General features: G+C 61.8%; 26 protein-coding genes. 18 read left to right on the plus strand and 8 right to left on the minus strand.

Annotated elements, in window-relative coordinates; translation table 11 throughout:
• The first annotated feature begins 18 nt into the window (after window positions 1–18).
• Window positions 19–144 (plus strand): type B 50S ribosomal protein L36, encoded by a 126-nt coding sequence (gene ykgO, locus QWE_RS14370; RefSeq protein WP_006726873.1) that lies wholly within the window; start codon window positions 19–21, stop codon window positions 142–144.
• Between the two features lie 111 nt (window positions 145–255).
• Window positions 256–891 (plus strand): tetratricopeptide repeat protein, encoded by a 636-nt coding sequence (locus QWE_RS14375; RefSeq protein ID WP_006726874.1) that lies wholly within the window; start codon window positions 256–258, stop codon window positions 889–891.
• Window positions 892–918: 27 nt separating this feature from the next.
• Here QWE_RS14375 and QWE_RS14380 read toward each other — a convergent pair whose 3' ends face one another.
• Window positions 919–1,188, minus strand: a complete 270-nt coding sequence (locus tag QWE_RS14380; protein WP_006726875.1) for a helix-turn-helix domain-containing protein — start codon at window positions 1,186–1,188, stop codon at window positions 919–921.
• On the minus strand, window positions 1,166–1,429 hold the full coding sequence (locus QWE_RS24760) for a BrnT family toxin (protein WP_006726876.1): 264 nt from the start codon (window positions 1,427–1,429) through the stop codon (window positions 1,166–1,168). Before QWE_RS24760 ends, QWE_RS14380 begins: the two co-directional genes overlap by 23 nt.
• A 125-nt stretch (window positions 1,430–1,554) precedes the next feature.
• On the opposite strand from QWE_RS24760, the gene QWE_RS14385 reads away from it, so the two are divergent.
• A complete protein-coding gene (locus tag QWE_RS14385; RefSeq protein WP_006726877.1) occupies window positions 1,555–2,640 on the plus strand; it encodes an alpha/beta fold hydrolase in 1,086 nt (361 codons plus the stop codon).
• 58 nt (window positions 2,641–2,698) lie between these two features.
• Here QWE_RS14385 and pyk read toward each other — a convergent pair whose 3' ends face one another.
• Both pyk and QWE_RS14395 read right to left on the minus strand, forming a co-directional pair.
• Window positions 2,699–4,138, minus strand: coding sequence for a pyruvate kinase (gene pyk, locus QWE_RS14390; RefSeq protein ID WP_006726878.1), 1,440 nt, complete (start codon window positions 4,136–4,138; stop codon window positions 2,699–2,701).
• On the minus strand, window positions 4,138–4,527 hold the full coding sequence (locus QWE_RS14395) for a DUF1036 domain-containing protein (protein WP_085942941.1): 390 nt from the start codon (window positions 4,525–4,527) through the stop codon (window positions 4,138–4,140). Before QWE_RS14395 ends, pyk begins: the two co-directional genes overlap by 1 nt.
• A 302-nt stretch (window positions 4,528–4,829) precedes the next feature.
• On the opposite strand from QWE_RS14395, the gene QWE_RS14400 reads away from it, so the two are divergent.
• The 3 genes from QWE_RS14400 to QWE_RS14410 all read left to right on the plus strand — a co-directional run bounded on the left by QWE_RS14400 (window position 4,830) and on the right by QWE_RS14410 (window position 6,325).
• The gene (locus QWE_RS14400) at window positions 4,830–5,636 is read left to right on the plus strand and encodes an N-formylglutamate amidohydrolase (protein WP_006726880.1); all 807 of its coding nucleotides are present in this window, start codon (window positions 4,830–4,832) and stop codon (window positions 5,634–5,636) included.
• Between the two features lie 11 nt (window positions 5,637–5,647).
• Window positions 5,648–5,953: a DUF1244 domain-containing protein gene (locus QWE_RS14405; RefSeq protein ID WP_006726881.1), complete on the plus strand. Its 306-nt coding sequence runs from the start codon at window positions 5,648–5,650 to the stop codon at window positions 5,951–5,953.
• A gap of 105 nt (window positions 5,954–6,058) precedes the next feature.
• Window positions 6,059–6,325 (plus strand): DUF2312 domain-containing protein, encoded by a 267-nt coding sequence (locus tag QWE_RS14410; RefSeq protein ID WP_006726882.1) that lies wholly within the window; start codon window positions 6,059–6,061, stop codon window positions 6,323–6,325.
• 76 nt (window positions 6,326–6,401) lie between these two features.
• Here QWE_RS14410 and QWE_RS14415 read toward each other — a convergent pair whose 3' ends face one another.
• Both QWE_RS14415 and QWE_RS14420 read right to left on the minus strand, forming a co-directional pair.
• Window positions 6,402–8,240: a peptidoglycan L,D-endopeptidase MepK gene (locus tag QWE_RS14415; protein WP_006726883.1), complete on the minus strand. Its 1,839-nt coding sequence runs from the start codon at window positions 8,238–8,240 to the stop codon at window positions 6,402–6,404.
• A gap of 188 nt (window positions 8,241–8,428) precedes the next feature.
• Complete coding sequence (locus QWE_RS14420; RefSeq protein WP_006726884.1) at window positions 8,429–9,946, minus strand: sigma-54-dependent transcriptional regulator; 1,518 nt, start codon at window positions 9,944–9,946, stop codon at window positions 8,429–8,431.
• Window positions 9,947–10,201: 255 nt separating this feature from the next.
• On the opposite strand from QWE_RS14420, the gene QWE_RS14425 reads away from it, so the two are divergent.
• Genes QWE_RS14425 through QWE_RS14435 form a run of 3 tightly spaced genes read left to right on the plus strand, consistent with a single transcriptional unit; the run spans window position 10,202 to window position 13,841 of the window.
• A complete protein-coding gene (locus QWE_RS14425) occupies window positions 10,202–12,049 on the plus strand; it encodes a M3 family oligoendopeptidase (RefSeq protein ID WP_420804560.1) in 1,848 nt (615 codons plus the stop codon).
• Between the two features lie 20 nt (window positions 12,050–12,069).
• A complete protein-coding gene (locus QWE_RS14430; protein WP_006726886.1) occupies window positions 12,070–13,233 on the plus strand; it encodes an aminodeoxychorismate synthase component I in 1,164 nt (387 codons plus the stop codon).
• Entirely contained in the window at window positions 13,218–13,841 is a 624-nt protein-coding gene (locus tag QWE_RS14435; RefSeq protein ID WP_006726887.1) for an aminotransferase class IV family protein, read from the plus strand. Before QWE_RS14430 ends, QWE_RS14435 begins: the two co-directional genes overlap by 16 nt.
• A gap of 6 nt (window positions 13,842–13,847) precedes the next feature.
• Here QWE_RS14435 and QWE_RS14440 read toward each other — a convergent pair whose 3' ends face one another.
• The gene (locus QWE_RS14440) at window positions 13,848–14,165 is read right to left on the minus strand and encodes an Atu4866 domain-containing protein (protein ID WP_420804561.1); all 318 of its coding nucleotides are present in this window, start codon (window positions 14,163–14,165) and stop codon (window positions 13,848–13,850) included.
• 47 nt (window positions 14,166–14,212) lie between these two features.
• Window positions 14,213–14,935 (minus strand): SDR family oxidoreductase, encoded by a 723-nt coding sequence (locus QWE_RS14445; RefSeq protein ID WP_006726889.1) that lies wholly within the window; start codon window positions 14,933–14,935, stop codon window positions 14,213–14,215.
• Window positions 14,936–15,045: 110 nt separating this feature from the next.
• Here QWE_RS14445 and QWE_RS14450 point away from each other — a divergent pair, with 110 nt between their 5' ends.
• From QWE_RS14450 to QWE_RS14490, 9 genes are all read left to right on the plus strand, one after another.
• Complete coding sequence (locus QWE_RS14450) at window positions 15,046–15,930, plus strand: LysR family transcriptional regulator (RefSeq protein ID WP_006726890.1); 885 nt, start codon at window positions 15,046–15,048, stop codon at window positions 15,928–15,930.
• A 63-nt stretch (window positions 15,931–15,993) separates the two neighbouring features.
• The gene (locus QWE_RS14455; protein ID WP_006726891.1) at window positions 15,994–16,848 is read left to right on the plus strand and encodes a heme-dependent oxidative N-demethylase family protein; all 855 of its coding nucleotides are present in this window, start codon (window positions 15,994–15,996) and stop codon (window positions 16,846–16,848) included.
• 136 nt (window positions 16,849–16,984) lie between these two features.
• Window positions 16,985–18,427 (plus strand): homospermidine synthase, encoded by a 1,443-nt coding sequence (locus QWE_RS14460; RefSeq protein ID WP_006726892.1) that lies wholly within the window; start codon window positions 16,985–16,987, stop codon window positions 18,425–18,427.
• 186 nt (window positions 18,428–18,613) lie between these two features.
• Entirely contained in the window at window positions 18,614–18,976 is a 363-nt protein-coding gene (gene omp10, locus QWE_RS14465; protein ID WP_040300272.1) for an outer membrane lipoprotein Omp10, read from the plus strand.
• A 204-nt stretch (window positions 18,977–19,180) separates the two neighbouring features.
• Entirely contained in the window at window positions 19,181–21,130 is a 1,950-nt protein-coding gene (locus QWE_RS14470) for a 5'-nucleotidase C-terminal domain-containing protein (RefSeq protein ID WP_006726894.1), read from the plus strand.
• Between the two features lie 121 nt (window positions 21,131–21,251).
• Window positions 21,252–22,286: a ferrochelatase gene (gene hemH / locus QWE_RS14475; RefSeq protein ID WP_006726895.1), complete on the plus strand. Its 1,035-nt coding sequence runs from the start codon at window positions 21,252–21,254 to the stop codon at window positions 22,284–22,286.
• A 412-nt stretch (window positions 22,287–22,698) separates the two neighbouring features.
• The gene (locus tag QWE_RS14480) at window positions 22,699–23,307 is read left to right on the plus strand and encodes a hypothetical protein (RefSeq protein ID WP_006726896.1); all 609 of its coding nucleotides are present in this window, start codon (window positions 22,699–22,701) and stop codon (window positions 23,305–23,307) included.
• Between the two features lie 79 nt (window positions 23,308–23,386).
• Window positions 23,387–25,348 carry a methyl-accepting chemotaxis protein gene (locus QWE_RS14485; protein ID WP_006726897.1) on the plus strand — a complete coding sequence of 654 codons (1,962 nt, stop codon included), beginning with the start codon at window positions 23,387–23,389 and terminating at the stop codon, window positions 25,346–25,348.
• 192 nt (window positions 25,349–25,540) lie between these two features.
• Complete coding sequence (locus QWE_RS14490) at window positions 25,541–26,542, plus strand: SPFH domain-containing protein (RefSeq protein ID WP_040300309.1); 1,002 nt, start codon at window positions 25,541–25,543, stop codon at window positions 26,540–26,542.

Raw genomic sequence — 26,542 nt, forward strand, 5'->3', positions numbered from 1 at the left:
TCGTTGTGGACCAGAAAAATGAAGATCAAGAACTCGCTGAAAGCGCTTAAGGCCCGTCATCGCGACAACCGTCTGGTTCGCCGCAAGGGCCGTATCTACATCATCAACAAGCAGAACCCGCGCTTCAAGGCTCGCCAGGGCTGATGCCCCGGGATCTCAGGATCCCATGAGCCGGACGGACTGCCCGCCGCATGCGGCGTGTTGATATCGGAAATTTGAGTTTGAAAGACGGCGCTGAGGGACTACCTTCCCTGCATGCGCCGTTTTTCTTTGCGACTCGCCCTCACCCTCCCGCTTCTGCCCGCCCTGCTCTTTGCAGGCACCGTCGCCGCACAGGCGCCGGAAGAGCAAGGTGGCACGCAGGCAACTGAGATGCCTGTCGAACAGATCCCACTCAGGCCGCCAGCCAAGCCGAAGACGGTCGATGATCTGCTCGCCGAACTCAAACGAGAGCGCAATCCGCAGGCGGCCCGGCAGATTGCCAATTCCACGATGGCGACCTGGAGCGAGTCCTCCAGCCCGACGATCAATCTTCTGATGCAATGGTCCGCTAAGGCCGCCGCGGAAAAACGCAACGCGGCTGCCCTCGATTTCATTGATCAGGCCATCACCCTGAAGCCCGATTTCGTCGGCGCCTGGAATCAGCGCGCCACGCTGCATTTCACCATGGGCAACTACAAGAAGTCCGTCTCCGACATCGAAAAGGTGCTGGAGCTGGAGCCCCGACACTTCGGCGCCATCGCCGGCCTTGCCGGCATTCTCACCGAACGCGGCAGCAAGGATGCGGCACTGAAGGCCTGGGAACGCTATCTCGAAGTCTTCCCCGCCGACCGCGAGGCACAGGAGATTGTCGCCAAGCTGTCCGAAGAACTGGCTGGCCAGCGGACGTAAGTTAGCCAAACCCGCGGCGGCACCCGCTCAGGCAACCACCTTCGCCACGAGATCGGGATGTTTGCCAATCACCCGCACGTAGGCGATCGCAAAATCAGGCGGCGTTGCCCTCGCCTGTTCCCAGTCGCGGAGCGTTCCCACAGGCACGCGAAATCGAGACGCGAACTCCGTTTGCGACAAACCAAGGGCCGTGCGGGTGCGGCGGATCAATCGCGAACGCTGCGCACGGTCTAGCGCCTCCGCCGAGACGTCAAAGTCCTCATTGTCGTTCGGATCAGCCGGTATCACGATAGGCACGCTCTTCTCCTTGATTGCTTCGCCGGACCGAGATGAAACGTGGTTCCTGCCCGCGCCACACAAACACTCCGGTAAACAGCTTCTCTTCGACTCGACCGATCACATTGTACCTGTCCTCACCGTCGCGTTCGCGTATGGACGGGACAACGAGATGATTGAGATCGTCGAAATACGATCTCCAAATGCCAGCGAAACACCATGTTTCGCCGTATTGATCTGGTTCTTCTCCGGATCGAACCATTCAGCCATACCCGACTATACGGATATCCCGTACACCACACAAGACTTGTGCGAGGAACAGGAGGCGGGCCGCGCATGTCATCTTGACGAACGGCACAGCCGCACGATCTTGTTGCCATATCGTCCATGCCGGAAGCTTCGCTCTTGCTCCTCCCCCGTATCGGTTTCGTCTTGCTCGTGATCCTCCTCGTCCTCATCTCCGTGCTCGCGGCGCTCGCCATTGCCACGCAACTCCGTGCCCGCGCCATTGAGGCGAAGATACCGAACATCGGTGAGCTCATCGATATCGGCGGCTTTCGTCTGAACGCCCTTCACGTGCCCGCAAGCCCTGAAGCCGACCTGCCGCCGATCGTGTTCATCCATGGCGCCTCCGGCAACCTGAGGGACCAGGCGGGGGCCTTCCTGGAGACTTTGCGTGGCCGCGCCGAGCTTCTCTTCGTCGATCGGCCGGGACACGGCTATTCGGAGCGCGGCGGGCCAGAGAACGACACGCCGGACGGACAGGCCAACGCGATTGCGCGGCTGATGGAGAACAAGGGCATCGAGCGGGCAATCATCGTCGGCCACTCTTTCGGCGGCGCGATCACCGCGAGTTTCGGCGTGCTGCATCCGGATAAGGTGGAAGGGCTCGTCTTCCTGGCGGCTGCCACCCATCCCTGGCCGGGCGGCGTCGACTGGTATTACCACCTCGCCTCTGCCCCGGTGATCGGACCGATCTTCTGTCAAACGCTGGCGCTCCATGCCGGCATGATGCGGATCACAGCCGCGACCGACCACGTCTTCGCCCCCAATCCACGTCCGGAAACCTATGTCGAGGACACCGGGCCGGCACTCGTCCTGCGTCCCTCCACCTTCCGCTCGAATGCCAGGGACGTCGCCGGCCTGCATGCCTATGTGACCGGCTTTGCCCCGCGCTACCGCGAGATCGACAAGCCGACGGTTATCATCACCGGCGACAGCGATGAGATCGTGCTGGAGGAGATCCATTCGAAGGGCCTCGCCCGCGATATTGCAGGCTCTGAACTCGTCTGGATTGCCGGCCTCGGGCACAAGCCGGACTATATCGTGACGGAAATCGTCATCACGGCCCTGGAAAAGATCGCGGGCAAAGAGCGCGACCTTCAGGCCATGGCGCGCGCGGTCGAGCCTCGACTCGCGGCCACTCGGGTGGAGCCAGTAGGTTCCGCCCCTTCCCTTCAGGCAGGCCAATAATTCCCCATAAAAAAAGCCGCCCCGAAGGCGGCTTTTTCGGATCAAGGATGCGGTTGGCTCAAACGCCCGACTGACCGTCGGAACCGATATAGGCAATGCGCAGCATGTTGGTCGAACCGGGTGTGCCGAGCGGCACGCCAGCAGACATGATGATGCGGTCACCAGGTTTGCCGAAGCCTTCCTCGACAACGATGCGGCAGGCGCGGTTGACCATGTCGTCGAGATCGGTCGGCTCAGAAGAGACGACGCAGTGCAGGCCCCAGACGACCGAGAGGCGACGCGCGGTATGGATGACCGGCGACAGCGCAATGATCGGCACTTCCGGACGCTCGCGCGAGGCGCGCAGACCCGTATTGCCCGAAGACGTGTAGCAGACGATCGCCTGCAGACGCAGCGTCTCGGCGATCTGGCGGGCAGCGAGCGAGATGGCGTCGGCGCCGGTCGCTTCCGGCTGGGCGCGCTGGGCGTAGATGATGCCCGGATAGTGCGGCTCGCGCTCGACGGTTTCGGCAATCGAGGCCATGGTGGCCACCGCTTCGACCGGATACTGACCGGAAGCCGACTCGGCCGACAGCATGATCGCGTCTGCACCTTCGAAGACGGCGGTCGCAACGTCGGAGACTTCGGCGCGGGTCGGAACCGGGGCCGTGATCATCGATTCCAGCATCTGGGTGGCCACGACGACGGGCTTGCCTTCGCGGCGGCAGGCACGGATCAGCTGCTTCTGGATGCCGGGAACACGCTCGAGCGGCATTTCCACGCCGAGGTCACCACGGGCAACCATCAGAGCGTCGGAAAGCGCGATGATCTCGTCGATGCGCTCGATCGCCTGCGGCTTCTCGATCTTCGACATCAGGCCGACGCGACCCTTGGCGATCTTGCGGACTTCCGCCAGATCTTCCGGGCGCTGGATGAAGGAGAGTGCGACCCAGTCGACATCATTGGTGGCGAGCACCGCGTCGAGGTCGGCGCGGTCCTTGTCGGTGAGAACACCGGTCGCGAGAATGGTGTCGGGCAGGCTCACGCCCTTGCGGTCGGAGATCTTCGTGCCCGAGACGACTTCCGTGACGATCGTCTTGCCGTCGCATTTGACAGCCTTCAGATGCAGCTTGCCGTCGTCGATGAGCAGACGGTCGCCCACCTTGACCGATTCGAGGATTTCCGGATGCGGCAGGTAGACGCGGCTTGCATCACCGGGCGCTTCATTGCTGTCCAGCGTGAAGGTCTGGCCGGGCTTCAGCTCGACGGTCGTGTCTGCAAACTTGCCGACGCGGAGCTTCGGTCCCTGCAGGTCGGCGAGAATGCCGATCGGGCGGCCACATGCGGCCTCGACGTTACGAATGCGCTGGATGAGCGTCCGCAGCATCTCATGGCTCGAATGGCTCATGTTGATGCGGAAAAGATCGGCCCCTGCTTCGTGCAGTTTCCGGATCATCGCCTCATCGGAAGAGGCGGGACCAAGCGTGGCGAGGATCTTTACTTTGCGGTTTCGCTTCATCAGTTCTGGCTTTCCTGGGTGCCCGACGTATCAGACAGCTGGACCATCCAGCTCCCCTGCCTGCCGGTGTCGTATTCCTTGAATCCCATCTGCTGATAGCCGCGCGCGAAGCAGTCCTTCACGCCCACGATCTTGAACTCGTTTTCGGCGACACACATGTTGATGTCACCGGTCCAGCGACCACCGCGAGCGGCATCCTCAGCATAGAGATAATAATAGCGCGACTGGAGCTCACCCTCGATGAGAGTGGCACAGGTGCCGGCAGGAACCTGCCACCAACCTTCCGTGATCCAGCCCTCTTCAGCCCGGTAGCCGACCGCGACCCCGACCAAGTTCTGCGTGCCGTTGCAGACACGAAACTCGGCATGGGCAGCAGAGGCTGCCAGCATGGGCGAAAACAGCGCACCCGCGATCAGGAGGGGCTTCAGAAAACGTGCCGTGGCACGGTCGAAAGTCTGTCTGATCGGGTGATGCACGATTGCCGCCGGAACTCCAAAAATGCGCATGGGATGCCTTCTTGCGATGCTGACCAGAGAATGTCAACGCAACTCTAATCGATTATATTTTCTGCCTTTGGCCAGTCTCAAAACCTATATGTTCGATCTTGGCACAAACGTGACAGCCATGAAAGCTTGCGCTCCCCCATTCCCCATGCGATCAAGCGCTTGTACCAGACGATGGCTTCAAACTGATGAATGTTTCCCCCGTTTTCGAGATTCTGGATGGCCGTTTCGACGCTGGCCTGGTGCTCCTCGCCGACCACGCGACGAATATCGTGCCCAAGCCCTATGGAAGACTTGGGCTGCCGGATACCGCCTTTAGCCGTCACATTGCCTATGACATCGGTATCGAGCCGCTAACCCGGCAGCTGGCCGCCCGCCTCGGCGTCCCCGCGGTCATGTCACGCTTCTCCCGTCTGCTGATCGATCCGAATCGCGGCGAGGATGACCCGACGATCATCATGCGCATCTCCGACGGCGCCATCGTGCCCGGAAACCATCCGATCACATCGGAGGAATGGCAGCACCGCATCGAGACCTATCATCGGCCCTACCACGGTGCGGTCTCCGATGTGATCGCCAAGGTCGCGGACGCCTCGGGCAAAGCGCCGCTGGTGCTTTCACTGCATTCCTACACACCCGCCTGGAAGGGCGTGCCTCGCCCATGGCATGCGGCTGTCCTGTGGGACACAGATGGACGGGCTGTCCGCCCCCTGATTGATGGACTGGCGGCTTCGGGTATCCTCGTAGGCGACAACGAACCCTATGACGGCGCGCTCAAGGGCGACACCATGTATCGCCACTGCATGATTACGGGCATTCCGCATGCGCTACTGGAAGTTCGCCAGGACCTGATAGCAGACGAAGCCGGCGTCACCGCCTGGGCCGATCGCCTCGCGCCGATCTTCGAACGCCTCAATGCCGACCCGAAGCTGCACGAGTATGAAATCCATGCCTCGCGCACCGGCCCCTACCCCGCGCAACCCACCGCGCCCTGAAGGAGGACAGCATGACGCTCCCGACTAAGGACCAGCAGACCGAACTCGAAGCGGCCGCCTTTCGTCGGCTTGTTTCCCATCTGCGCAATCGTCCAGACGTGCAGAACATTGACCTGATGAACCTTGCCGGCTTTTGCCGCAACTGCCTGTCCAACTGGTATCTCGACGCCGCCAAGGAAACCGGCCTCGACCTAACCAAGGACGAAAGCCGCGAGATCGTCTACGGCATGCCCTATGACGAATGGAAAGCACGCAATCAGAGCGAAGCGAGCACCGCCCAGCAGCAAGCCTTCGAAGAGAACCGCCCGAAGGAATGACGCTTCCCACAAGCTTTGGGACTTGACGCGGACGCTGCTTCGCGGCACGTGGACGCCACGAAAACCATCCCGAGAATGCCATCCCCGCAATGAAGGAGATTGCCCATGACTGATGCCGCTCACGGCGTCGCCCGCGACCAGCTCCGTGCCTTTGTCGAACGCATCGAGCGCCTGGAAGAAGAAAAGAAGACCATCGCCGACGACATCAAGGATGTCTACGGCGAAGCCAAGTCCATGGGCTTCGACACCAAGATCCTCAAGAAGGTCATCGCGCTTCGCAAGAAGGACGACCAGGAGCGCATGGAAGAGGATCTGATCCTCGACACCTACCTGCACGCGCTCGGCATGATCGAGAGCCCGCCGGAAGGCTGAGGCAGGCGCATTGCGACAGACAAAAAACCCGCCGATCCGGCGGGTTTTTTTGTCTGCAATCTGGAAAAGCCTTGGATCAGGGAGCGCCGAAGCGGCTCGGATCGACCGTGGTGGCATCGAGGCGGAACCCGTCCGGAACAGCGGTCGGGGGTGCCACGAGCGAACGGGACACGACGCGAGGTGCTTTCACCGGCTTGGCGACGGCGTCGAACTTGCCCTGGTTCAGCGCCCACTGCTCGATCATGTTCTTGGTCAGCTGAGTACCGCCATACATCGCCATATGCGCACGCTCTGCATCTTCCTGACCCGGACGACCGCCCTTCTTCGGCACGACTGCATCGGCGTCTGCCACTGGCTCGGACGGTGCATCGAACATGTCGCCGAACTGTGTGGTCGGCTCGACACTGGCTTCCTGCTGCGGCGGGATCGACGCCATTTCGACAGGCTTTGCAGCCGGCGCCGGTGCGGCACGAAGCTCGGCCTGAGCGGGCGCGCTCGACGGGATCGGTGCGGCCATTTCCGGCATGGTGCTGTCTTCGAGGGCGGCAGCGGCCTCAGGCGACAGGATCGCCTGTTCGACTTCATCCACTTCCGCTTCGGCTTCCGCCTGGGCGGAGGCGAGCAGCGCCTCGGCGACCTGCGGACGCGCTGCCGGAACCGGTACGGCCATTCCTTCGGACAGCAGCATGGCTTCCGAACTCGGATCGATCGAGGCCGTCATTACCCCTTCCGCGGGACCAGCGCCAGGACGCGTATTCAGAAGCGTCGGTACGGGCACATTCAAGGAGGCGAGGTCGGGAAATTGATCAGACGGCGCGCTGGCCGGCGTGGGCACGCCACTTGCGACCTGTTGCAGCGCATCCTCGGCGGCGTTACGCGGCGGCTGATAGAGCGCAACGGCAAGGCTGTTGTCGGCCGGACGCAGTGAAGGGCGGGCCTGCGGGACAGGCGCATCCGCGGCATCGACACCAGGAAGCGTATTGGCGACCATCACCGGCTCGGACGCCGTCACGACGGGTTCCTGACGCGGCGCGGCCGGAGCCGGCTGGGCCGTAGCCGGACGGGCGGCGGGTTGCGGCACATCTTCGACCTCATCCTCGTCGCCACCGCCGAACAGCATGGCAAGGAAGTTGCGCGGACGCCCGCGGGTCTTTTCCTCGGCGATCATGACGGTGTTGCCGGACGCGACGCGACGCTTGTATTCGGCGAGCGCCTGCTGATAGCCCGGCAACGGCTTGCCGTCGGCAGGAATATGCACGGTCTTGCCATCGGGGAAGAGACGCACGAGATCCTGGCGGTTCATGCGCGGCCAGGCACGCACGCCGGCAACATCCATGTGAACGAACGGCGAGCCGGAATTCGGATAGTAGCCAACGCCACCGGCCTGCATCTTGACGCCGATTTCGCGCAGCGTCTTCAGCGGAACACCGGGAATGTAGAAGTCCATCGCGGTGCCGCGCATGTGCTGGCTTTCCTTCGCGACACCCTGGGAGCGCGAACGCAGCATGTTGTTTGTGGCAGGCGAACGATAAGCCGATACGACCTTGATGTAGCCCTTGGCACGCGACTGGCGGTAAACCTCCCAGACGAGATCGAAGAGGCGCGGGTCCATCTTCGTCGGCTCGTTGCGACGCCAGTCACGGAGAATATAGTTGAGTTGCTTCAGACCGTTGGGGTCGTAGCGGCCATTGCGCTTGAAGGTGATCGAGGCGCGTTCGCCGGTATGGACGAATTCGATGTTGAGGGTGCGGCTCTCGGCGCGCGCTGTTGCGGCATTGCCGAGCAGGAAGCAGAAGCTCATGAGAAGGGCGGCAAACAGCGAAGACAACAGCCGGTTCACCGACTGCGCAGACGCAAGCCGGATTTTGCGCTCGTTTTGTCCATAGAGCGCGCTGATGTCCTGCGATGCCTGCAATGCAATCCCCGTCCGAAAGACTACGTCCCACGCCAACCGAAATGAACGTCAAATGCGGTCATACCATGGCAAATTTGCCACATCCGCACAAGCTGTCACTTTATGGTGAACGCTTGCCTAACAAATGCTTAGCTCCTTGGTAGGCGATTAAGCTTACCCCAGAGTTAACATCGAACGGTTGAGGCAAATCAAGCGGCATCCTTCTGCGGATCGTCGGGATCGATTCCGTAATCCTTGAGCTTGCGGTAGAGCGTGGACCGCCCGATGCCGAGCTTCCGGGCAACCTGGCTCATCTGGCCGCGATAGAACTTCAGCGCAAAGCGGATCAGCTCCTCCTCGATTTCGGCCAGCTTGCGCACATTGCCGGCCTCGTCGGTGCTGACGATGACATTGCCGGAGGCCGATCCATTGAAACCTGTGGATGGAGCCGACTGGCCGCCGCTGAAGCTCGCTGCGCGCTCGGCAAGAGCGGCCTGGACCTTGGCGATCGGGCTTGGCTCATACACCGGGGCCTGCGCCTCGCTGCCGACAGTCGCGCCTCGATGACTGGTTACCTGCGCTGCGATCTGCGGAAAGTCGCTTTCCTTGAGGCTTGTGCCCTCGGCCAGAACAACAGCGCGGAAGATCGCGTTCTCGAGCTGCCTCGTATTGCCGGGCCAGTCGAAGGAGGTCAGTAGGGCAAGTGCGGAGGATTCGACCTGCAGGGTCCGCGGCAGGCGCTGCTCGAGCGAAAAGCGCTCGACAAAGGCCCGGATCAGATGCGGGATATCCTCCTTGCGGCGCCGGAGGGCCGCAATGGTGATCGGAAAGACGTTGACGCGGTAATAGAGGTCCTCGCGGAAGCGCCCGGCCTTGACCTCCTCGATCAGGTCCTTGTTGGTTGCCAGAACCAGCCGCACATTGGCCTTCAAGGGCTTCGCCTGTCCGCTGCGATGCACCTCGCCGGACTGGACGACTTCGAGCAGGCGCATCTGGCCGACCGGCGGCAACTCGCTGATTTCCTCGATGAAGAGCGTGCCACCCTCGGCCTCGGCGACCTTGCCCATCTGGGTTTCGCTGCCGAACAGCACGTCTTCGATCTGCGCAGGCGTAATGGCATTGCAGTTGACCGAAACGAACGGACGGGACGACCGATCGCTGGCAGCATGGATGGCGCGTGCCACGAGTTCCTTGCCGACGCCGGCTTCCCCTTCGAGCATCACCGGGATCATCGATTGTGCTGCACGACGACCGAGCTCCACGACGCGCGACATGGCCGCACTGGCCGCAACGACGTCGGAAAAGCTGACCGAACCGCTGCGGGCCCGGCGCGGCGTGCGGCCCTGCAGGCTGGTGCGATGGATCTTCAATGCCGATTCGATCGCGCCGATCAGCCGCTCCTGGGCGATCGGCTTGACGAGGAAGTCGAAAGCACCCGCACGCACGGCGTTGAGCGCGGTTTCGGTCGCGCCTTCCGTGGTACAGACAATGACGGGCACGCCTGCATTGATCTCGGCGAGCATGGGAATGACGCTGGGGTTCAGGCCGTCTGCCGATGTCACGTCGAGCACCACCACACCGATCTGCTCGGCGTGGCGGCGGAAGAGATCGACACCCGCTTGCGCGGTGTCGGCGACATGAACGGCATGGCCGTGCGCTTCGATCGCAGCCTTCATGCTGCGGCGCTCGGCGGCATCTTCATCGATGAGTAGAATCTGTGCGGTCAACTTGCGCTCCCCGAGGCTGTTTCGGCGCGTTCGCGCTCCTGGGTTATCGCGGGCAGACTGGCAGAAAGGCCTGAAGATGTTCTTGGGAGAAAACCTAACATTTTAACGGTCCTTAACCGTTTATGGCACAATCCACAGGGGCGCTGCGGCAATCGGCTCGCTCTGGTCGCCCCACACCGGCACACCCGGCTGCTTGCCCATCGGCGGACGACTGACTACATCTCCCGAACGAACGAGAGAAAGGACGTCACCATGATGATCGACCGCCGCCCCGCCTTAAGCCCCCTCACCCAGGCCTCCGCGAGCAGGGATCAAAACCTCGGCGACCTTCCCGTCTGGAAACTCGAAGACCTTTATCCCGGCCAGACCTCGTCGGAATTTCTCGGTGCCGTCGAGAAGGCCGGCGCCGATGCGCTTGCCTTTGAGACGAAGTGGAAGGGCAAGCTTGCAGCATCTCTCGAAACCGTCGGAGAAGGCTCGCTGGCCGAAGCGCTGCGGGAGATGGAAGCACTCGAAGACCTGCTCGGTCGCGTCGCCTCCTATGCCGGCCTCACTTATTATTCCGACATGACCAATCCGGCGAACGGCAAGTTCTTCGGCGACATCCAGGCCAAGCTGACGGACATGTCGTCCCGCCTTCTCTTCTTCCCGCTGGAACTCAACCGCCTGCCCGACGACGCCGTCGATGCGGCCATGGACCGCGATCAGGCTCTCGGCCACTTCCGTCCCTGGATCGTCGACCTGCGCAAGGACAAGCCCTTCCAGCTCGACGACCGGATCGAGCAACTTTTCCTTGAAAAGTCGCAGACGGGTGCCGCCGCCTTCAACCGCCTGTTCGACGAGACGCTTGCCGCACTCCGCTTCAAGGTCGGCGAAGACGAGATGCCGCTGGAGCCGACGCTGACGCTTCTTCAGGATGCCGACCCGGCGAAGCGCAAGCTGGCTGCCGAAGCCCTGTCGAAGACCTTCAAGGACAATATCCGCATCTTCACTCTGGTGACCAACACGCTCGCCAAGGACAAGGACATCTCCGACCGCTGGCGCGGTTTCGACGACATCGCTGACAGCCGCCATCTTGCCAACCGCGTGGAACGCGAAGTGGTCGATGCACTCGCCGAAGCGGTCCGCGAAGCCTATCCGCGCCTTTCGCATCGCTATTACAAGATGAAGGCAAAGTGGCTCGGCATGGACCAAATGAACTTCTGGGACCGTAATGCGCCGCTTGCCGAAACACCGGACCGCCTGATCTCATGGGATGAAGCCAAGGACATGGTGCTGTCTGCCTATGGCGGCTTTGCACCCGAAATGGCCGAGATCGCCGGCCGCTTCTTCGACGGCGGCTGGATCGATGCGCCTGCCCGCCCGGGCAAGGCCCCGGGCGCCTTCGCCCATCCGACAGTGCCTTCGGCTCACCCCTATGTTCTGGTGAACTACCTCGGCAAGCCGCGCGATGTCATGACGCTTGCCCATGAACTCGGCCACGGCGTACACCAGGTGCTCGCCGGCGGCCAGGGCGCACTGATGTGCCAGACCCCGCTGACGCTCGCCGAAACCGCATCCGTCTTCGGCGAAATGCTGACCTTCCGCGCCCTTCTCGACAAGACGACCGATAAACGCGAACGAAAGGCCATGCTCGCCCAGAAGGTCGAGGACATGATCAACACCGTCGTGCGCCAGATCGCCTTCTACCAATTCGAGCGCAAGATCCACACGGCCCGCAAGGAGGGCGAATTGACGGCCGAGAAAATCGGCGAATTATGGCTCTCCGTGCAGCAGGAAAGCCTGGGGCCGGCGATCAAGATCTCGGAAGGCTATGAGAACTGGTGGGCCTATATCCCCCATTTCATCCACTCGCCATTCTACGTCTATGCCTATGCCTTCGGCGACTGCCTGGTAAACTCGCTTTATGCCGTCTACCAGAATGCCGACCAGGGCTTCCAGGACAAGTATTTCGAGCTTCTGAAGGCCGGCGGCACCAAGCATCACTCCGAGCTTTTGGCTCCCTTCGGCCTCGATGCCACCGATCCGTCGTTCTGGGCCAAGGGTCTGTCGATGATCGAGGGGCTGATCGACGAGCTGGAAGCGTTAGATAAGGCCGCCTGAACCGGAGCTGCCGACATCCCATGCGTGACCACGCGCCTTATGCGCTCTTCCGCGACGACCGCGCGGGGACGAGCCTCGTCTTTGCCGAACCGGAAACGCTCGTCGTCGCCCGGTCGGCGGACGAGGTCGAGCCTGCGCTCGCCAAGTTGGAAGCGCACCGCAAGTCCGGCAAGTGGCTGGCGGGCTATCTTTCCTATGAAGCAGGCTTCGTCTTCGAACCGAAGCTCAGGCCCCTCATCGAGGATGGGCGTGAGACGCCGCTGATATCGATGGGGGTTTACGACGCTCCCGCACCGGCAGCGCACCCACTCGCACAGGCGCCCTCGAATATTCCGAACGCGCCGCTCTTGAGCGACCCGCGCGCCGCATGGGATCTCGAAGCCTATTGCCGCCGCTTCGACCGACTGCATGATCATCTGCGCAAGGGCGATTGCTATCAGGCCAATCTCACCATGCCCGTCGAGGCGCGCTGGGACGGCGACCCGCGCGCGGCCTTCTGGTCGCTCGTCGGCCGCCAGCCGGTGCATTACGGCGCGCTGATCGATGACGGCATCGGTCCCGTCATCCTCTCCCGCTCGCCCGAACTCTTCTTCTCTGTCGACGAGGATGGCTGGATCGAGACGCGCCCGATGAAAGGCACGGCAGCGCGCGGCGCAAGCCCCGAGGAGGACGAGGCGATCATCGACGCGATGCTTGCCGACGGGAAGACGCAAGCCGAGAACAGGATGATCGTCGACCTCCTGCGCAACGACGTTTCCGTCATCACAGAGGTCGGCACCCTCTCGGTCCCCAAGCTTTTCGCGATCGAGACCTATCCAACGGTTCACCAGATGGTCAGCTATGTCAGGGCGAAACTCTCGCCCGACCTCGGCCTCCCCGAGATCATGGCCGCCCTTTTTCCCTGCGGATCCGTGACTGGCGCGCCGAAAATGTGGGCCATGCGCATCCTGCACGAACTGGAAGCCGGCCCGCGCGACGTCTATTGCGGCGCAATCGGCTGGTGCGACCCTGCAGGCCCCATGCGTTTTTCAGTGGCAATCCGCACCATCTCTCTTTTCAACGAGGGGCGCGCCGTCTTCAATGTCGGCGGCGGCATCGTCTTCGATTCGAAGGCCGAGGCCGAATACGAGGAATGCCTGCTGAAGGCGCGTTTTGCCCTGGGTGATCAATGGATTTCTCGCTGATCGAGACGATGCGATGGCAGCCGGACGCAGGCTTTCTGCGGCTCGACCAGCATCTGCGCCGTCTGTCCCGGTCCGCCGATGCGCTGGGTTTCCGCCAACCGCAAGACGCAAAAGGCAAGCTCGAGAAGGAAGTGTCCGGCGAGACACCGCTGCGGGTACGACTCGTCATGACCTATCGCGGCAAGATGGAGGTGACGGCGACGCCCTTCGAGCCGATCCCGGAAGAAACGGTCTGGCGCCTGAAGATCGCAAAGACAAGGCTGCAATCCGAAGACAGCCTTTTCCGCCACAAGACATCCCGGCGCGAGCCTTACGAGGCCGCCCGCGCCGAGTTTTCCAAGGATGAGGCCGACGAAGTGCTCCTGCTCAACGAGCGGGGAGAAGTCTGCGAAGGCACGATTACCAACCTGTTTGCCGAAGCAGCCGATGGCATGCTGCTCACCCCACCATTGACCAGCGGTCTCCTGCCGGGCGTGCTGCGCGCCGAATTGATCCGGGAGCGCAAAGCGCGTGGCGAAGTGCTGAAACTCGACGACCTTCGCCAGCGCAAGCTTTTTGTCGGCAACTCCCTGCGCGGCCTGATCCGCGCAGAACTGGTGGACGGCTGAGCCCGGTTACTTTCGTCGGTGAAAGATCATGCCCCCGTGGTGCAGCACGTCTTGGCTGACGAAGGTACCGTCGGCTGTAAAGCCCGTATCGTCCCAATGGTCGATGTGATTGCCGGTGACGACATAGCGTCCCTGATAGGCGCGCTCTCTGGATCCTCGGGCCTCATCGTAACGGCAATTCGGCAGGAGTTCGTGCCGGATCCTGCCGTCTTCGGTAACCCACATGCCGACGTAAGGGTGGGACTGCTCGGTTTTCGATGTTTGATCCATGTTTTCTTCTGCCAGAACGTTGAGGGGATAAACCGGCGCCGTCGCCAGTGCGATGACGGTGCCAAGAGCAATGGGGTGAAAACGCTTTATCCTGGCCTCCGTCAGTAAGGCGAACGCACAGGGCGCACGACGATTTCGCTGACATCGACGTCGTCAGGCTGTTCCATCGCATATCGGACAGCCCGGCCGATGGCATCGGGTGTCAAGGCGATGGCACGAAAGCCTTTCATCGCTTCGGCAGCCACGGGATCCGAGATCGTGTCGGCCAGTTCGCTCTCGACGACGCCGGGATGGATGCAGGTGACACGCAGCCTGTCGTTCTCCTGGCGAAGGCCATCGGAGATCGCCCGCACGGCAAACTTCGTGGCGCAGTAAACGGCCGCCGTCGGCGAGACCGTCAGCGCGCCGACTGAGGCAATGTTGACGATATGGCCCGAACCCCGCGCGGTCATTTCGGGCAGCACGGCCGCGATCCCGTAGAGGACGCCCTTGATGTTGACGTCCACCATGCGGTCCCATTCGTCGACCTTCAGCGACGACATCAGCGAAAGCGGCATGACGCCTGCATTGTTGACGATCGCATCGACGCGTCCGTATTCCTGCCGCGCGGCCGCGGCAAAGGCTGCCACGTTGGCGCGATCGGTGACATCGAGGTTGCGCGTCATCACCTGACCGCCGGCCCAGCGGATCTCCTTCGCCACCTTCTCCAGCCTGTCGATGCGACGCGCACCGAGGACCACGGTTGCTCCAGCTTTCGCCAATTCGTGGGCGATGCCCACCCCGATCCCGCTCGATGCACCGGTAATCAAGACGACCTTATCCATGACGTTTCCTTTTTTGCCTCGCGCCAGATGCGCTTGTCAGGAAGATAAGGCTGCGCCATTGTCGCGATAAGCCGCTGAAAACTTTCCTCACTGGAAAGGAGAGCTAACCAATGTTGCACGATCTGAACGCACTTGCCGTCTTCGCCCTGGTTGCGGAGGAGAGGAATTTCCGCGCGGCAGCAGACCGCATCGGGGTCACCCGATCGGCCGTCAGCCAGTCGATCCGCAAGCTGGAAGAAGCGCTCGGCATCGCCCTCCTGGCCCGCACCACCCGCAGCGTCGCCCTCACGGAAGCCGGCGAACGTCTGTATACCCAGATCGCCCCTTCGCTGGTCGAGATGACCGATGCTCTGGAGGCCGCGGCCAATCTACAGAGAAGACCGCGCGGACAGCTCAATCTCGCGGTGTCGTCGATTGCGGAAAGCTTTCTCTCCGGATCTCTGCTCGCTCGCTTCGCCAGGCAACATCCCGAAGTCAAATTGCATGTGACGGTCACCGACGAGGAGTTCGACATCGTCGCCGAAGGCTATGACGCCGGTGTCAGGCTCGGTGAGGTCATCGCACAGGACATGATCGCGGTTCCCGTCTCAGGGAACCTGAGACAGCTGGCGGTCGCTTCCCCAGCCTATCTCGAGGACTTCGGAACGCCGGCCGATCCGCGCGAGCTCGCAAACCATCGCTGCATCGGATGGCGAACCGGCCCGCGCGTCGCACCCTATCGTTGGGAGTTCGCCGAGAACGGAAAGGAGTTTTCGGTGGCGGTTGCCGAGAGCATCACCACCACCGAGATGACCCTGATGGTGAAGCTCGCTGTCGCCGGTGCGGGCATCACCTTCGGCATGGAGGATTCGTTTGCGGAACCGCTCGCGCGCGGCGAACTGGTCGCCGTCCTCAAGGATTACTGTCCGACCTTCCCCGGCTTCTACCTCTATTATCCAAGCCGCAGAAACATGGCCCCGAAATTGCGCGCCCTTGTGGACTACCTCAAGCGATGACCGACAGCGCATTCATGGCTGGCCGAGATTGACACGGACGGCGATCCGCTGGAGCCTGAGCCCATGCCCTTCACCCATACGCCCTATGCCGGTGCCACCCGCCCCTTCGCCATCGGCCTCTCGGCGCTCGACCCTCAGCGCTGGATCGAGCCGGATGCCGAGTGCGATCGCTACCTGAACGAAAAGCGCGCGCTGGCAGCGACACGGCTTGATGACGTTTTCCGGGCGACTGAAGACAGTCTCCCCGCCCAGGAGGAATGTCTGGCAGCCCTCATCGCCCATCTCAAAGCCCATCATCCACGACACATGCTTGAGACCGGCCTTGCCGACCACACACTCCCTCCACTGCTCCGCGCCGGAATGTTGGTACAGGACGATCTGGTGATCATGATGAAGCGCGAGGCCGGCTGGTCCATCGCCGCCGCCCATCTCTCCTTCCCATCCTCCTGGTCGCTTGCGGAGAAATTCGACCGACCGATTGAGGCGGTCCATGAGCATGTGCCGGGGTTCCAGGGCGGCACGCGCAACGCGGTGATGATCAATCGTATCTTCGACAATCTCGCGCCCGGCCTGCCCGCAGAGCGCTTCAACTGGTCAATCAACTGGCGGCAAAAGCTCTTTCACCCGGAAACCGGCCGCAATGACGCCGCTGAACCGGGCGAGGCCGTGGTGCGTGTCGAGCGCCAGACACTGACGAAACTGCCGGAAACCGGCGCGATCGTCTTCACGATCCGCATCTATCTGGACCCGGTCACGGCGTTCAGGAACCACCCGGAAGGCCTAAGGCTCCGCGCGGCTCTGGCCGAGCAGCTGGAGGGGTTGGCCAACGATCAGCTCCGCTACAAGGGGCTCGACATCCAGCGTGACCGGCTCGTCGCTCACCTGCGGCAAGATACAGCACTCGAAAATCAGCGGTGAGGCCCCTCACCCCCATGCCCCTACCCTTTATTGTGTCAGATTTTTGTGATCTAGAACCGCCAGTATCGCTCCGGCCGCACAACACAGGCCGGAAACATGGCCCAGGCATAATGACCGGGCCTCCAAGGAGACGGAAATGAGCGAAATGACCTACCCGGTTTATGGCGAGATCACCGGCCCGATCGTGATGATCGGTTTCGGCTCGATCGGCCGCGGCACCCTGCCGCTGATCGAACGCCACTTCAAGTTCGACAAGAGCCGGATGGTCGTCATCGATCCCCGCAATGACGAGGCAGACCTGCTGGCCAAGCATGGCATCAAGCACATCCAGGCGCACGTCACCAAGGAGAACTACAAGAAGCTTTTGAAGCCGCTTCTGACCGAAGGCGAAGGCCAGGGCTTCTGCGTCAACCTGTCGGTCGACACCGGCTCGCTCGACCTGATGAAGCTCTGCCGCAAGCTCGACGTGCTCTACATCGACACGGTTGTCGAGCCCTGGCTCGGCTTCTACTTCGACAAGAGCATGAAGAATTCCGAGCGCACCAACTACGCGCTGCGCGAAACCGTGCGCCAGGAAAAGGCGAAGAACCCGGGTGGCACGACGGCCGTTTCCACCTGCGGCGCAAACCCGGGCATGGTCTCCTGGTTCGTCAAGCAGGGCCTCGTCAACCTCGCCCATGAAATCGGCATCAAGTTTGACGAGCCCGACCAGAACGATCGCGACGGCTGGGCCAAGCTGATGAAGAAGGTTGGCGTTAAGGGCGTCCACATTGCCGAGCGCGATACCCAGCGCACGAAGAACCCGAAGCCGCTCAACGTCTTCTGGAACACATGGTCGGCAGAAGGCTTCATCTCGGAAGGCCTGCAGCCCTCCGAACTCGGCTGGGGCACCCATGAAAACTGGATGCCGAAGAACGCCAAGAAGCACAAGAAGGGCTGCAAGGCTGCGATCTATCTGGAGCAGCCGGGCGCCAACACCCGCGTTCGCACCTGGTGCCCGACCCCCGGCCCGCAATACGGATTCCTCGTCACCCACAACGAGTCGATCTCGATCGCCGACTATTTCACCGTCGAGAAGGATGGCGAAGTCGTCTATCGCCCGACCTGCCACTATGCCTATCACCCGGCCAACGACGCCGTGCTTTCGCTGCACGAGATGTTCGGCAATGGCGGCACGCAGCAGCCGGTGCTGCACGTCCTGAACGAAGACGAACTGGTTGACGGCGTCGACGAACTTGGCGTGCTGCTCTACGGCCACGAGAAGAACGCCTACTGGTACGGTTCGCGCCTGTCGCTCGAAGAAACCCGCCGCATCGCGCCCTATCAGAACGCAACCGGCCTGCAGGTGACCTCGGCTGTGCTCGCCGGCATGGTCTGGGCACTCGAGAACCCGAAGGCCGGCATCGTCGAAGCCGACGAGATGGACTACAAGCGCTGCCTCGAAGTGCAATCGCCCTATCTCGGCCCGGTCGAAGGCCACTACACCGACTGGACCCCGCTCGACGGTCGCCCGGGTCTCTTCCCGGAAGATCTCGACGAAAAGGATCCGTGGCAGTTCCGGAACATCCTGGTCCGCTAAACGGTTTCAGGAATGAACTTAAGGCCCGTCGCCTGCGGCGGGCCTTTCTCGTTGCAAGCAAGGACGGGATAACCCCGGCAATACAAGGCTTTCGCCTTGCTTTGGCCGAGGCTTCGCGGCATGTTCTCGACGACAACGCAAACGGTGGGCGGCCGGACCGAACCGCCGAGATGGTGGGAGACAAGAATGAAAATCAGATCCCTGGTAGCTGTAACGGCGATGAGCCTTGCCCTTTCGTCATGCTATTCCAGCCCTCCGCGCCAGTTGCCGGCCGTCCAGCAGGGTCCGTCGATCGAAGGCGCCTGGGTTGATCCCAACGGCATCTCCTCGACCTTCCAGGGCGGCACCTTCACCACAAGGACGACCGACACCAACCAGATCCTCGCATCCGGCACCTATACGCTCGTCAACGATCGGCTGGTCGAGATCAACATGACGTCGCTGGTTCGCAACACGCAGCAGAAGGTGAATTGCGCCCTCGTGACGCCGTCGCAGCTCAACTGCACATCCGACAGCGGCGCCCAGTTCTCGCTCGCCCGCCGCGGCTGAGCAAGCGCATCACGACATGCGGATCAAGGAGCGGCCCAAGCGGCCGCTTCTTTCGTTTCTGGCCCTGCTAACATGCGGACCTCAAGTGATTTTTGCTTGCCCTCTCCCGGTCTAGATGAAAACATCCGCCATCCGAATTCTGGCGCGTGACTGTCATAAATGCGTGCCAGACTGTGGGTGATCGATTGCAACAGGAGAGATAAGATGTTCAGACATTTGAAGATTGGCCTTTTCAGCGCCTCGGTGCTGGCCCTGACCGCCGGAACCGCTCTGGCCGATTTCGAACTCAATATTCTGCACATCAACGACCTGCATTCCCGCATCGAAGCCATCAGCAAATCCGATTCCACCTGCTCGGCAGATGATGCTGCCAAGAACGAGTGCTTCGGCGGCATTGCCCGCGTGAAGGCCGCAATCGACGCCCGCCGCGCCGAACTTGAGGGCAAGAACGTTCTGACGCTCGACGCTGGCGACCAGTTCCAGGGCTCGCTCTTCTACACCACCTACAAGAGCGCCCCGATCGCCGACTTCATGAACGAAATCGGCTTCGATGCCATGGCCATCGGCAACCACGAATTCGATGACGGCCCGGAAGAGCTCGCAAAGTTCATCGATGCGCTGCAGTTCCCGCTGATCTCCGGCAACACGCTGGCTGGCCTCAACTCTCCCCTCGCCGACAAGTTCAAGCCCTACATCGTCAAGGAATTCGGCGAGGAGAAGGTCGCAATCGTTTCGGTCCTCGCAACCGACACCGACGAGACCTCCTCGCCTGGCGACACGATCCTGTTTGCCGACGAGATCACCTATCTAAAGGAAGCCGTGGCCGAGATCGAAGGCCAGGGCATCGACAAGATCGTGCTGCTCTCGCATGTCGGCTACGTCAAGGATCAGGAAATCGCGGCAGCCGTTGACGGCATCGACGTGATCGTCGGCGGCCACAGCCACACGCTTTTGTCCAACACCGACGAGAAGGCCGCCGGCCCTTATCCGACCATGGTCAAGAACCCGGCCGGCCAGGATGTTCCGATCGTCCAGGCCTATGCCTATTCCAAATATCTCGGCGACCTGACGGTCGTTTTCGATGATGCAGGCGTCGTCAAGACCGCGACCGGCGAACCCAAACTGCTGGACGCCTCGGTGACCCCGGATGAAGCCTTCGTCGCCAAGGTGGCCGAACTCGGCGGACCGATCGAAGAGTTGAAGCTGAAGGAGATCGGCGAGACTGCCGAGGCCATCGATGGCTCGCGTGAAACCTGCCGTGCAGTCGAATGCACCATGGGCAATCTCGTGGCGGATGCCATGGTGGACCGCCTGAGCGATCAGGGCATCACTATCGCGATCCAGAACGGCGGCGGTCTGCGCGCGTCGATCGACGCCGGTACCGTCACCATGGGTGAAGTCCTGACAGTCCTGCCATTCCAGAACACACTTGCCTCCTTCCAGCTCAAGGGCTCCGACATCGTAGCCGCGCTTGAAAACGGCGTGGGCCAGGTCGAGGAAGCGGCTGGCCGTTTCCCTCAGGTGTCCGGTTTAAAGTTCACCGCTGACCTCAGCAGGCCGGCCGGCAGCCGCATTTCCTCCGTCGAGGTCAAGGAAGGCGACGCCTTCGTCGCCATCGACCCGGAGAAGCTCTACGGCGTGGCCACCAACAACTACATGCGTACCGGTGGTGACGGCTATGGCGTGTTCGAGAGCGGCGGACAGAACGCCTACGATTTCGGCCCGGGCCTCGAGACCGTGGTGGCTGACTACATCGCCAAGAACAGCCCCTACACGCCTTACACAGACGGTCGTATCACCGTGATTTCGGCGACCGCTACGGCGGCGGACGAGACTGCCGCGCCGCAGGCCGACGCGAGCGCACCGGCTGCAACCGCAACGGAAGCACCGGCCGCTGAGGCTCCAGCTGCAACCGAGGCGCCGGCGGCTGCAGAGGCGCCCGCTGCGGCAGAAGCTCCAGCGGCAACCGCTACGGATACGGCCATGTCGACTGCCGCAACCGTCTACAAGGTCGTGGCTGGCGACAGCCTCTGGAAGATTGCACAGGCCACCTACGGTGACGGCATGATGTGGAGCAAGATTGCCGAGGCGAATGCCCTGCGCAATCCGAACGTCATCTCGATCGGCCGGGAATTGCAGCTTCCGCCGCAGTAAGACCGTTTGACGCATGCCAAAAGCCGGTCCGGGCTTCCCCGGGCCGGCTTTTGCTTTTATCAGATGATCTCAACTGGCCTTCGTCACGTAACGGTCGAGATCTCAGCACCAGGATATCAAGATGAATGTACTGCCTGCCCATTGGCCCTCCGACCATCCGCCCGTCAATTTCGGCAAGGTCGGCGTGCTGCTCGTCAATCTCGGAACGCCTGATGGCACAGACTACAAGTCCATGCGCCGCTATCTCGAAGAGTTCCTGACGGACAAGCGCGTCATCGAGTGGTCGCGGTGGTTCTGGTACCCCATCCTGTACGGCATTGTTCTCAACCGTCGCCCACAGAAGGTCGGCAAGGCCTATGAAGAGATCTGGAACAAGGATCTCGATGAGAGCTATCTGCGCACCTACACCCGCAGCCAGGCCGAGAAGCTCGCCGTCGCCCTGAAGGATCTTCCGAACGTGCATGTCGACTGGGCCATGCGCTACGGCCAGCCGGCGATTCAGGCGAAGATGAACGAGATGCAGAAGGCAGGCTGCGAGCGCATTCTCGTCTATCCGCTCTATCCGCAATATGCAGCCGCGACGACGGCAACCGTCAATGACGAGGCCTTCAAGGCGCTTCTCAAGATGCGTTGGCAACCGGCGCTGCGCACGGTGCCGCAATATGCCGACGACCCTGTCTACATCGAGGCGCTCGCCAACTCGATCAACCAGCACCTCGCGACCCTCGACTGGGAGCCGGAACTGGTGATCACCTCCTATCACGGCATTCCGAAGTCCTACTTCATGAAGGGCGACCCCTATCACTGCCAGTGCTACAAGACGACGCGTCTCTTGCGCGAGCACCTCGGCTGGGAGAAGGAAAAGCTGATGGTCACCTTCCAGTCCCGTTTCGGGCCTGAGGAATGGCTGCAGCCCTATACCGACAAGACGGTCGAAAAGCTCGCCCAGGAAGGCGTCAAGCGCATCGCCATCATGAACCCCGGCTTCGTCTCCGACTGCCTGGAGACGCTGGAAGAAATCGCCGGTGAAGCGGGCGAGGATTTCCTCCACAATGGCGGCGAGAAGTTCACCCATATTCCCTGTCTCAACGACAGCGACGACGGTATGCGCGTGATCGAGAACGTCGTGCGCCGGGAGCTCCAGGGCTGGGCCTGATCGTCCGAGGCGCACCGTGAAAAGAACTTGACGAAGGGGCTGCCGGCAGGCGGCCCCTTTTCTCTGCGCGGCATCCCGGTCGGGAAAAGACACCACCGTGGCCCGCCCGTTTCGGGCAGCCGAGGCGATGCAACCGCAACGATGATCAGCGCATGACCACTGCCGGGATTTCGCCCACCTTTCGGCGCAGATGCACAAATTTAATGCATCTTTTCATCCGGTTAGCCGTTCGCACCGGCCGAGCCTCTACAACCGGAAAAACAACCTCAAGCTGACGCAAGGCGCAAAATCGGCAGACGGAGAGACCCGTAAATCATTGGATTTGCATACAATTTTAGATAGGCGATTTCTTATATTAAGGTTCCATTTAGTAATGATCCCTAGAATTAGGGGGAGTTGAAGGAGACCACCCATGAAATTCGTCACGACCGCATTGGCATCGACATTTCTCGTCGCGTCACTCGCCACTGCACATGCAGAACCGGCACAGCCTGATGTCGCCAAGCTCGTCTCGCCAGAGCTGATCAAGGAGATCCAGGAATTTGTTTCCGCCGAGATCGTCACCGTATCGGTCGAAGCGCAAAACGCCCGGCTCACCGAGCTGACCCAGGACAAGATCGACGAGCTGGACAATCAGTGGAAGGCCGAGCGCGAAGCGGCCGACAAGCCGCTGATTGCCGCCACGCTCTCCAGCCCGCTCTCCGTCTATCTCGCCCGCATCCAGGGCAAGTCGCTCGGCCTCTACCCCGAAATCTTCGTCATGGACCAGAACGGCCTGAACGTCGGTCAGAGCTCGATCACCAGCGATTTCTGGCAGGGCGACGAGGCGAAGTTCCAGAAGACCTACGACGTCTCGGAAGACGCGATCTTCATCGACGAAGCCGAGTGGGACGACGAAATGAAGATCTGGCGAAATCAGGTGAGCCTGACGCTGGTCGACAGCGACAAGAAGAAGATCGGCGCCGTCACCGTCGAACTCAACCTGACGGAACTCGAGCGCCGGGCGCTAGCCGGCAGCTGATCCGTCGACACGACCCCATGATGGCGGCCGTCCTGTAAACCATGATCCAATTCGACCCCGACCGGGACAGGATTTTACTATGCTCAAGAACCTATCCGTAAGCGCCAAAGGCTTCCTCGCTTTCGGACTCCTTGCCGCCATCGCGATCGCAGCCTCCACCTTCATGCACAACCGCGCCATCACAGCGAGTGAGCAGGTCGCGGAAACCGCAACGATGAATAGGGTCCTGGAGGTCATCGAAGAATTCTCCGCCGATCTTTATATTGCGGACCTCCAACTGAAGACCTTCCTGTTGACTGGCAACCGCGATTACGCAGCGGTTGCGCAAGATATGGCAGCGGAAATGGGCGCAGACCGTCCCAATATCGAAGCGATGCTCTCGACGTCTGCTCCCGGTGAACTCTCGAAGTTCAAGGAGGCGATCACCGCTTTTGAGACTTGGAAGACGAACTTCATGGAACGTCAGATTCTCTTGATGCGTGACCCGGCAACGGTTGAACTGGCCCGTGCCATCGAAGTGACGGGTGAAGGCGAGGCCCTGGTCAAAGCCTTCGAAGCCCGCCTTGGCGAGATCAAGTCTGCCCTTTCGGCGCGCGCCGCCGCTGCCGCTGAAAACCAGACCGCAGCCCTCTCGCTTGTGGAAACCGTCAGCCTCGCCGCTTCGATCGTCGTCGGCATCGCTGCCGTTCTGCTCGGCTTCCTCAACTTCCAGCTCGTTTCGCGTCCGCTCGGCAAGCTTGCCGACAACACGACGCGCCTGGCAAACGGCGATCTCGACGTCACGATCGACCAGGGCGGCAAGGATGAGATCGGTCGCATGGCAGCGGCAATGCAGATCTTCCGCGAGGCAGCCATCGCCAACAAGCGTCTGGAAGCAGAAGCCGACGGGAACCGTCGTCAGGCCGAGGCCGATCGCATCGCGACCCAGCAGCGTGCCGAAGCCGATGCAGCCGAACGTTTGCGGGTTGCAACCTCGGGTCTGGCCACCGGTCTGAAGCGCCTCGCCGCCGGCGATCTCGCCTTCCAGATCAATGAAGCCTTCGCCCCGGATTTCGAAGCCCTCCGCCACGACTTCAACCAGTCGATCCGGCAGTTGAACCAGACCATGGCCTCGATCACCAACAGTGTCGCGACCATGGAAACCGGTACCCGCGAGATTGCGTCGGGCACCGACCATCTGTCGAAACGCACCGAGCAGCAGGCTGCCGCCCTCGAAGAAACGGCAGCTGCGGTCGAGGAAATCACCGCCAACGTCGTCAATTCGACCAAGCGGACTGAAGAGGCCCGCGGTGTCGCAGCCCATGCCAATACCTCTGCCAACCAGTCGTCGGAAGTCGTCTCTCGTGCCGAAGAAGCCATGCGCCGGATCGAAAACTCCTCGCAGCAGATCTCGAATATTATCGGCGTGATCGACGAAATTGCCTTCCAGACCAACCTTCTGGCGCTCAATGCGGGTGTTGAAGCAGCGCGCGCCGGTGAAGCGGGCAAAGGCTTCGCCGTCGTCGCTCAGGAAGTCCGTGAACTCGCCCAGCGCTCTGCGAACGCTGCAAAGGAGATCAAGGCCCTCATCCAGAACTCCTCGACGGAAGTCGCTGGCGGCGTGGATCTCGTCCGCAAGACCGGCGAAGCGCTGCGCACCATCGGCGGCTTCATCACCGAGATGAACACCCACATGGATGCCATCGCCCTCTCCGCCAAGGAGCAGGCAACCGGTCTGTCGGAAGTCAACCATGCGGTCAACTCGATGGACCAGACGACACAGCAGAATGCGGCCATGGTCGAGGAATCCAACGCGGCCTCCGCAGCACTCGCGAGCGAAGCCGCAAAGCTGCGCGATCTGATCTCGCACTTCACCATCGACGGCGTGCAGCAAACCCAGGCATCGGCGCTGCGCGAAACCGCCCGTGTCATGGCCCAGCCCTCGGCATCGGCAAGCCGCGCTCCTGCACCGCGGGCCGCAGAACCTGCCCGGCATGCCGCCCCGGCACCGCGCAGCCACGGCAACGCGGCAGTGGCCCAGGACAGCTGGGAAGAGTTCTAAGCTCAGGTCGATCAGCCTGAAAATCGAGGCGGCGGGAGAGATCCCGCCGCTTTTCCGTTTCTTGCGGCCCCTGCCAGCCTCCACGGCAAACCATGCCCGTGTGTGACCACCATCCCTTGCATTTACCCTGTCCCGCCACGATGTTAGACCAAGGGGGCGCAATCTTCGTTTGCGCCAATGCTGGAGGAATTCATGCCCGTCACCGGTCCGGACATCGTCGTCATCGCACTCGTATTGCTTGTGATCCTGGTCCTCTTTGCCGGCATCAAGACCGTGCCACAGGGCTTCCGCTACACAATCGAGCGGTTCGGCCGCTACACACGTACACTGGAGCCGGGCCTCAACCTGATCATCCCGTTCTTCGAGCGGATCGGTTCTAAGATGAACGTCATGGAGCAGGTGCTCGATGTACCGACCCAGGAAGTCATCACCAAGGACAATGCCTCGGTCTCTGCCGATGCTGTCGCTTTCTATCAGGTGCTGAACGCTGCGGAAGCTGCCTATCAGGTCTCGAACCTGGAAAATGCCATCCTGAACCTGACGATGACCAACATCCGCTCGGTTATGGGCTCGATGGACCTCGATGAACTGCTCTCCAACCGCGAGGTCATCAACGATCGCCTGCTGCGCGTCGTCGACGAGGCCGTCCGCCCCTGGGGGATCAAGGTCACCCGCGTCGAGATCAAGGATATTCAGCCACCGGCCGATCTGGTGGATGCCATGGGTCGCCAGATGAAGGCGGAGCGTGAAAAGCGCGCCCAGGTCCTGGAAGCCGAGGGCTTCCGCAATGCCCAGATCCTCAGGGCCGAAGGCGCAAAACAGGCGGCCATCCTGCAGGCAGAAGGCGAGCGTGAGGCCGCCTATCGCGAGGCCGAAGCCCGTGAGCGTCTGGCCGAAGCCGAAGCCAAGGCCACCCGCCTCGTCTCAGAAGCGATCGCCGCAGGCGACGTCAACGCCATCAACTACTTCGTCGCCCAGAAATACACCGAGGCCATGGCCGCGATTGGCACCGCCAGCAATACAAAGGTGGTGCTGATGCCGATGGAGGCGACATCCCTGATCGGCTCGCTGGGCGGCATCGGCGCGATTGCGCGCGAAGTCTTCGGCGACGACAAGCGCCCTGCCCCGCCGCGCCCAGTCGCAGCACCCCGCACCACGCCGCCGATCAGTTCCTTCAACCCGAACGGCGAGTGA

Source organism: Agrobacterium albertimagni AOL15, from assembly GCF_000300855.1.
Taxonomy (GTDB): domain Bacteria; phylum Pseudomonadota; class Alphaproteobacteria; order Rhizobiales; family Rhizobiaceae; genus Allorhizobium; species Allorhizobium albertimagni.

Excerpts from the sequence above, each read along its gene's own strand:
- QWE_RS14385 (WP_006726877.1), top strand. The coding sequence starts at position 1,555 with ATGCCGGAAGCTTCGCTCTTGCTCCTCCCCCGTATCGGTTTCGTCTTG.
- pyk (WP_006726878.1), bottom strand. The coding sequence starts at position 4,138 with ATGAAGCGAAACCGCAAAGTAAAGATCCTCGCCACGCTTGGTCCCGCC.
- QWE_RS14405 (WP_006726881.1), top strand. The coding sequence starts at position 5,648 with ATGACGCTCCCGACTAAGGACCAGCAGACCGAACTCGAAGCGGCCGCC.
- QWE_RS14395 (WP_085942941.1), bottom strand. The coding sequence starts at position 4,527 with ATGCTGGCAGCCTCTGCTGCCCATGCCGAGTTTCGTGTCTGCAACGGC.
- QWE_RS14470 (WP_006726894.1), top strand. The coding sequence starts at position 19,181 with ATGTTCAGACATTTGAAGATTGGCCTTTTCAGCGCCTCGGTGCTGGCC.
- QWE_RS14490 (WP_040300309.1), top strand. The coding sequence starts at position 25,541 with ATGCCCGTCACCGGTCCGGACATCGTCGTCATCGCACTCGTATTGCTT.
- QWE_RS14445 (WP_006726889.1), bottom strand. The coding sequence starts at position 14,935 with ATGGATAAGGTCGTCTTGATTACCGGTGCATCGAGCGGGATCGGGGTG.
- omp10 (WP_040300272.1), top strand. The coding sequence starts at position 18,614 with ATGAAAATCAGATCCCTGGTAGCTGTAACGGCGATGAGCCTTGCCCTT.
- QWE_RS14480 (WP_006726896.1), top strand. The coding sequence starts at position 22,699 with ATGAAATTCGTCACGACCGCATTGGCATCGACATTTCTCGTCGCGTCA.
- QWE_RS14410 (WP_006726882.1), top strand. The coding sequence starts at position 6,059 with ATGACTGATGCCGCTCACGGCGTCGCCCGCGACCAGCTCCGTGCCTTT.
- QWE_RS24760 (WP_006726876.1), bottom strand. The coding sequence starts at position 1,429 with ATGGTTCGATCCGGAGAAGAACCAGATCAATACGGCGAAACATGGTGT.
- QWE_RS14450 (WP_006726890.1), top strand. The coding sequence starts at position 15,046 with ATGTTGCACGATCTGAACGCACTTGCCGTCTTCGCCCTGGTTGCGGAG.
- ykgO (WP_006726873.1), top strand. The coding sequence starts at position 19 with ATGAAGATCAAGAACTCGCTGAAAGCGCTTAAGGCCCGTCATCGCGAC.
- QWE_RS14400 (WP_006726880.1), top strand. The coding sequence starts at position 4,830 with ATGAATGTTTCCCCCGTTTTCGAGATTCTGGATGGCCGTTTCGACGCT.
- hemH (WP_006726895.1), top strand. The coding sequence starts at position 21,252 with ATGAATGTACTGCCTGCCCATTGGCCCTCCGACCATCCGCCCGTCAAT.
- QWE_RS14375 (WP_006726874.1), top strand. The coding sequence starts at position 256 with ATGCGCCGTTTTTCTTTGCGACTCGCCCTCACCCTCCCGCTTCTGCCC.
- QWE_RS14435 (WP_006726887.1), top strand. The coding sequence starts at position 13,218 with ATGGATTTCTCGCTGATCGAGACGATGCGATGGCAGCCGGACGCAGGC.
- QWE_RS14425 (WP_420804560.1), top strand. The coding sequence starts at position 10,202 with ATGATCGACCGCCGCCCCGCCTTAAGCCCCCTCACCCAGGCCTCCGCG.
- QWE_RS14430 (WP_006726886.1), top strand. The coding sequence starts at position 12,070 with ATGCGTGACCACGCGCCTTATGCGCTCTTCCGCGACGACCGCGCGGGG.
- QWE_RS14455 (WP_006726891.1), top strand. The coding sequence starts at position 15,994 with ATGCCCTTCACCCATACGCCCTATGCCGGTGCCACCCGCCCCTTCGCC.
- QWE_RS14485 (WP_006726897.1), top strand. The coding sequence starts at position 23,387 with ATGCTCAAGAACCTATCCGTAAGCGCCAAAGGCTTCCTCGCTTTCGGA.
- QWE_RS14460 (WP_006726892.1), top strand. The coding sequence starts at position 16,985 with ATGAGCGAAATGACCTACCCGGTTTATGGCGAGATCACCGGCCCGATC.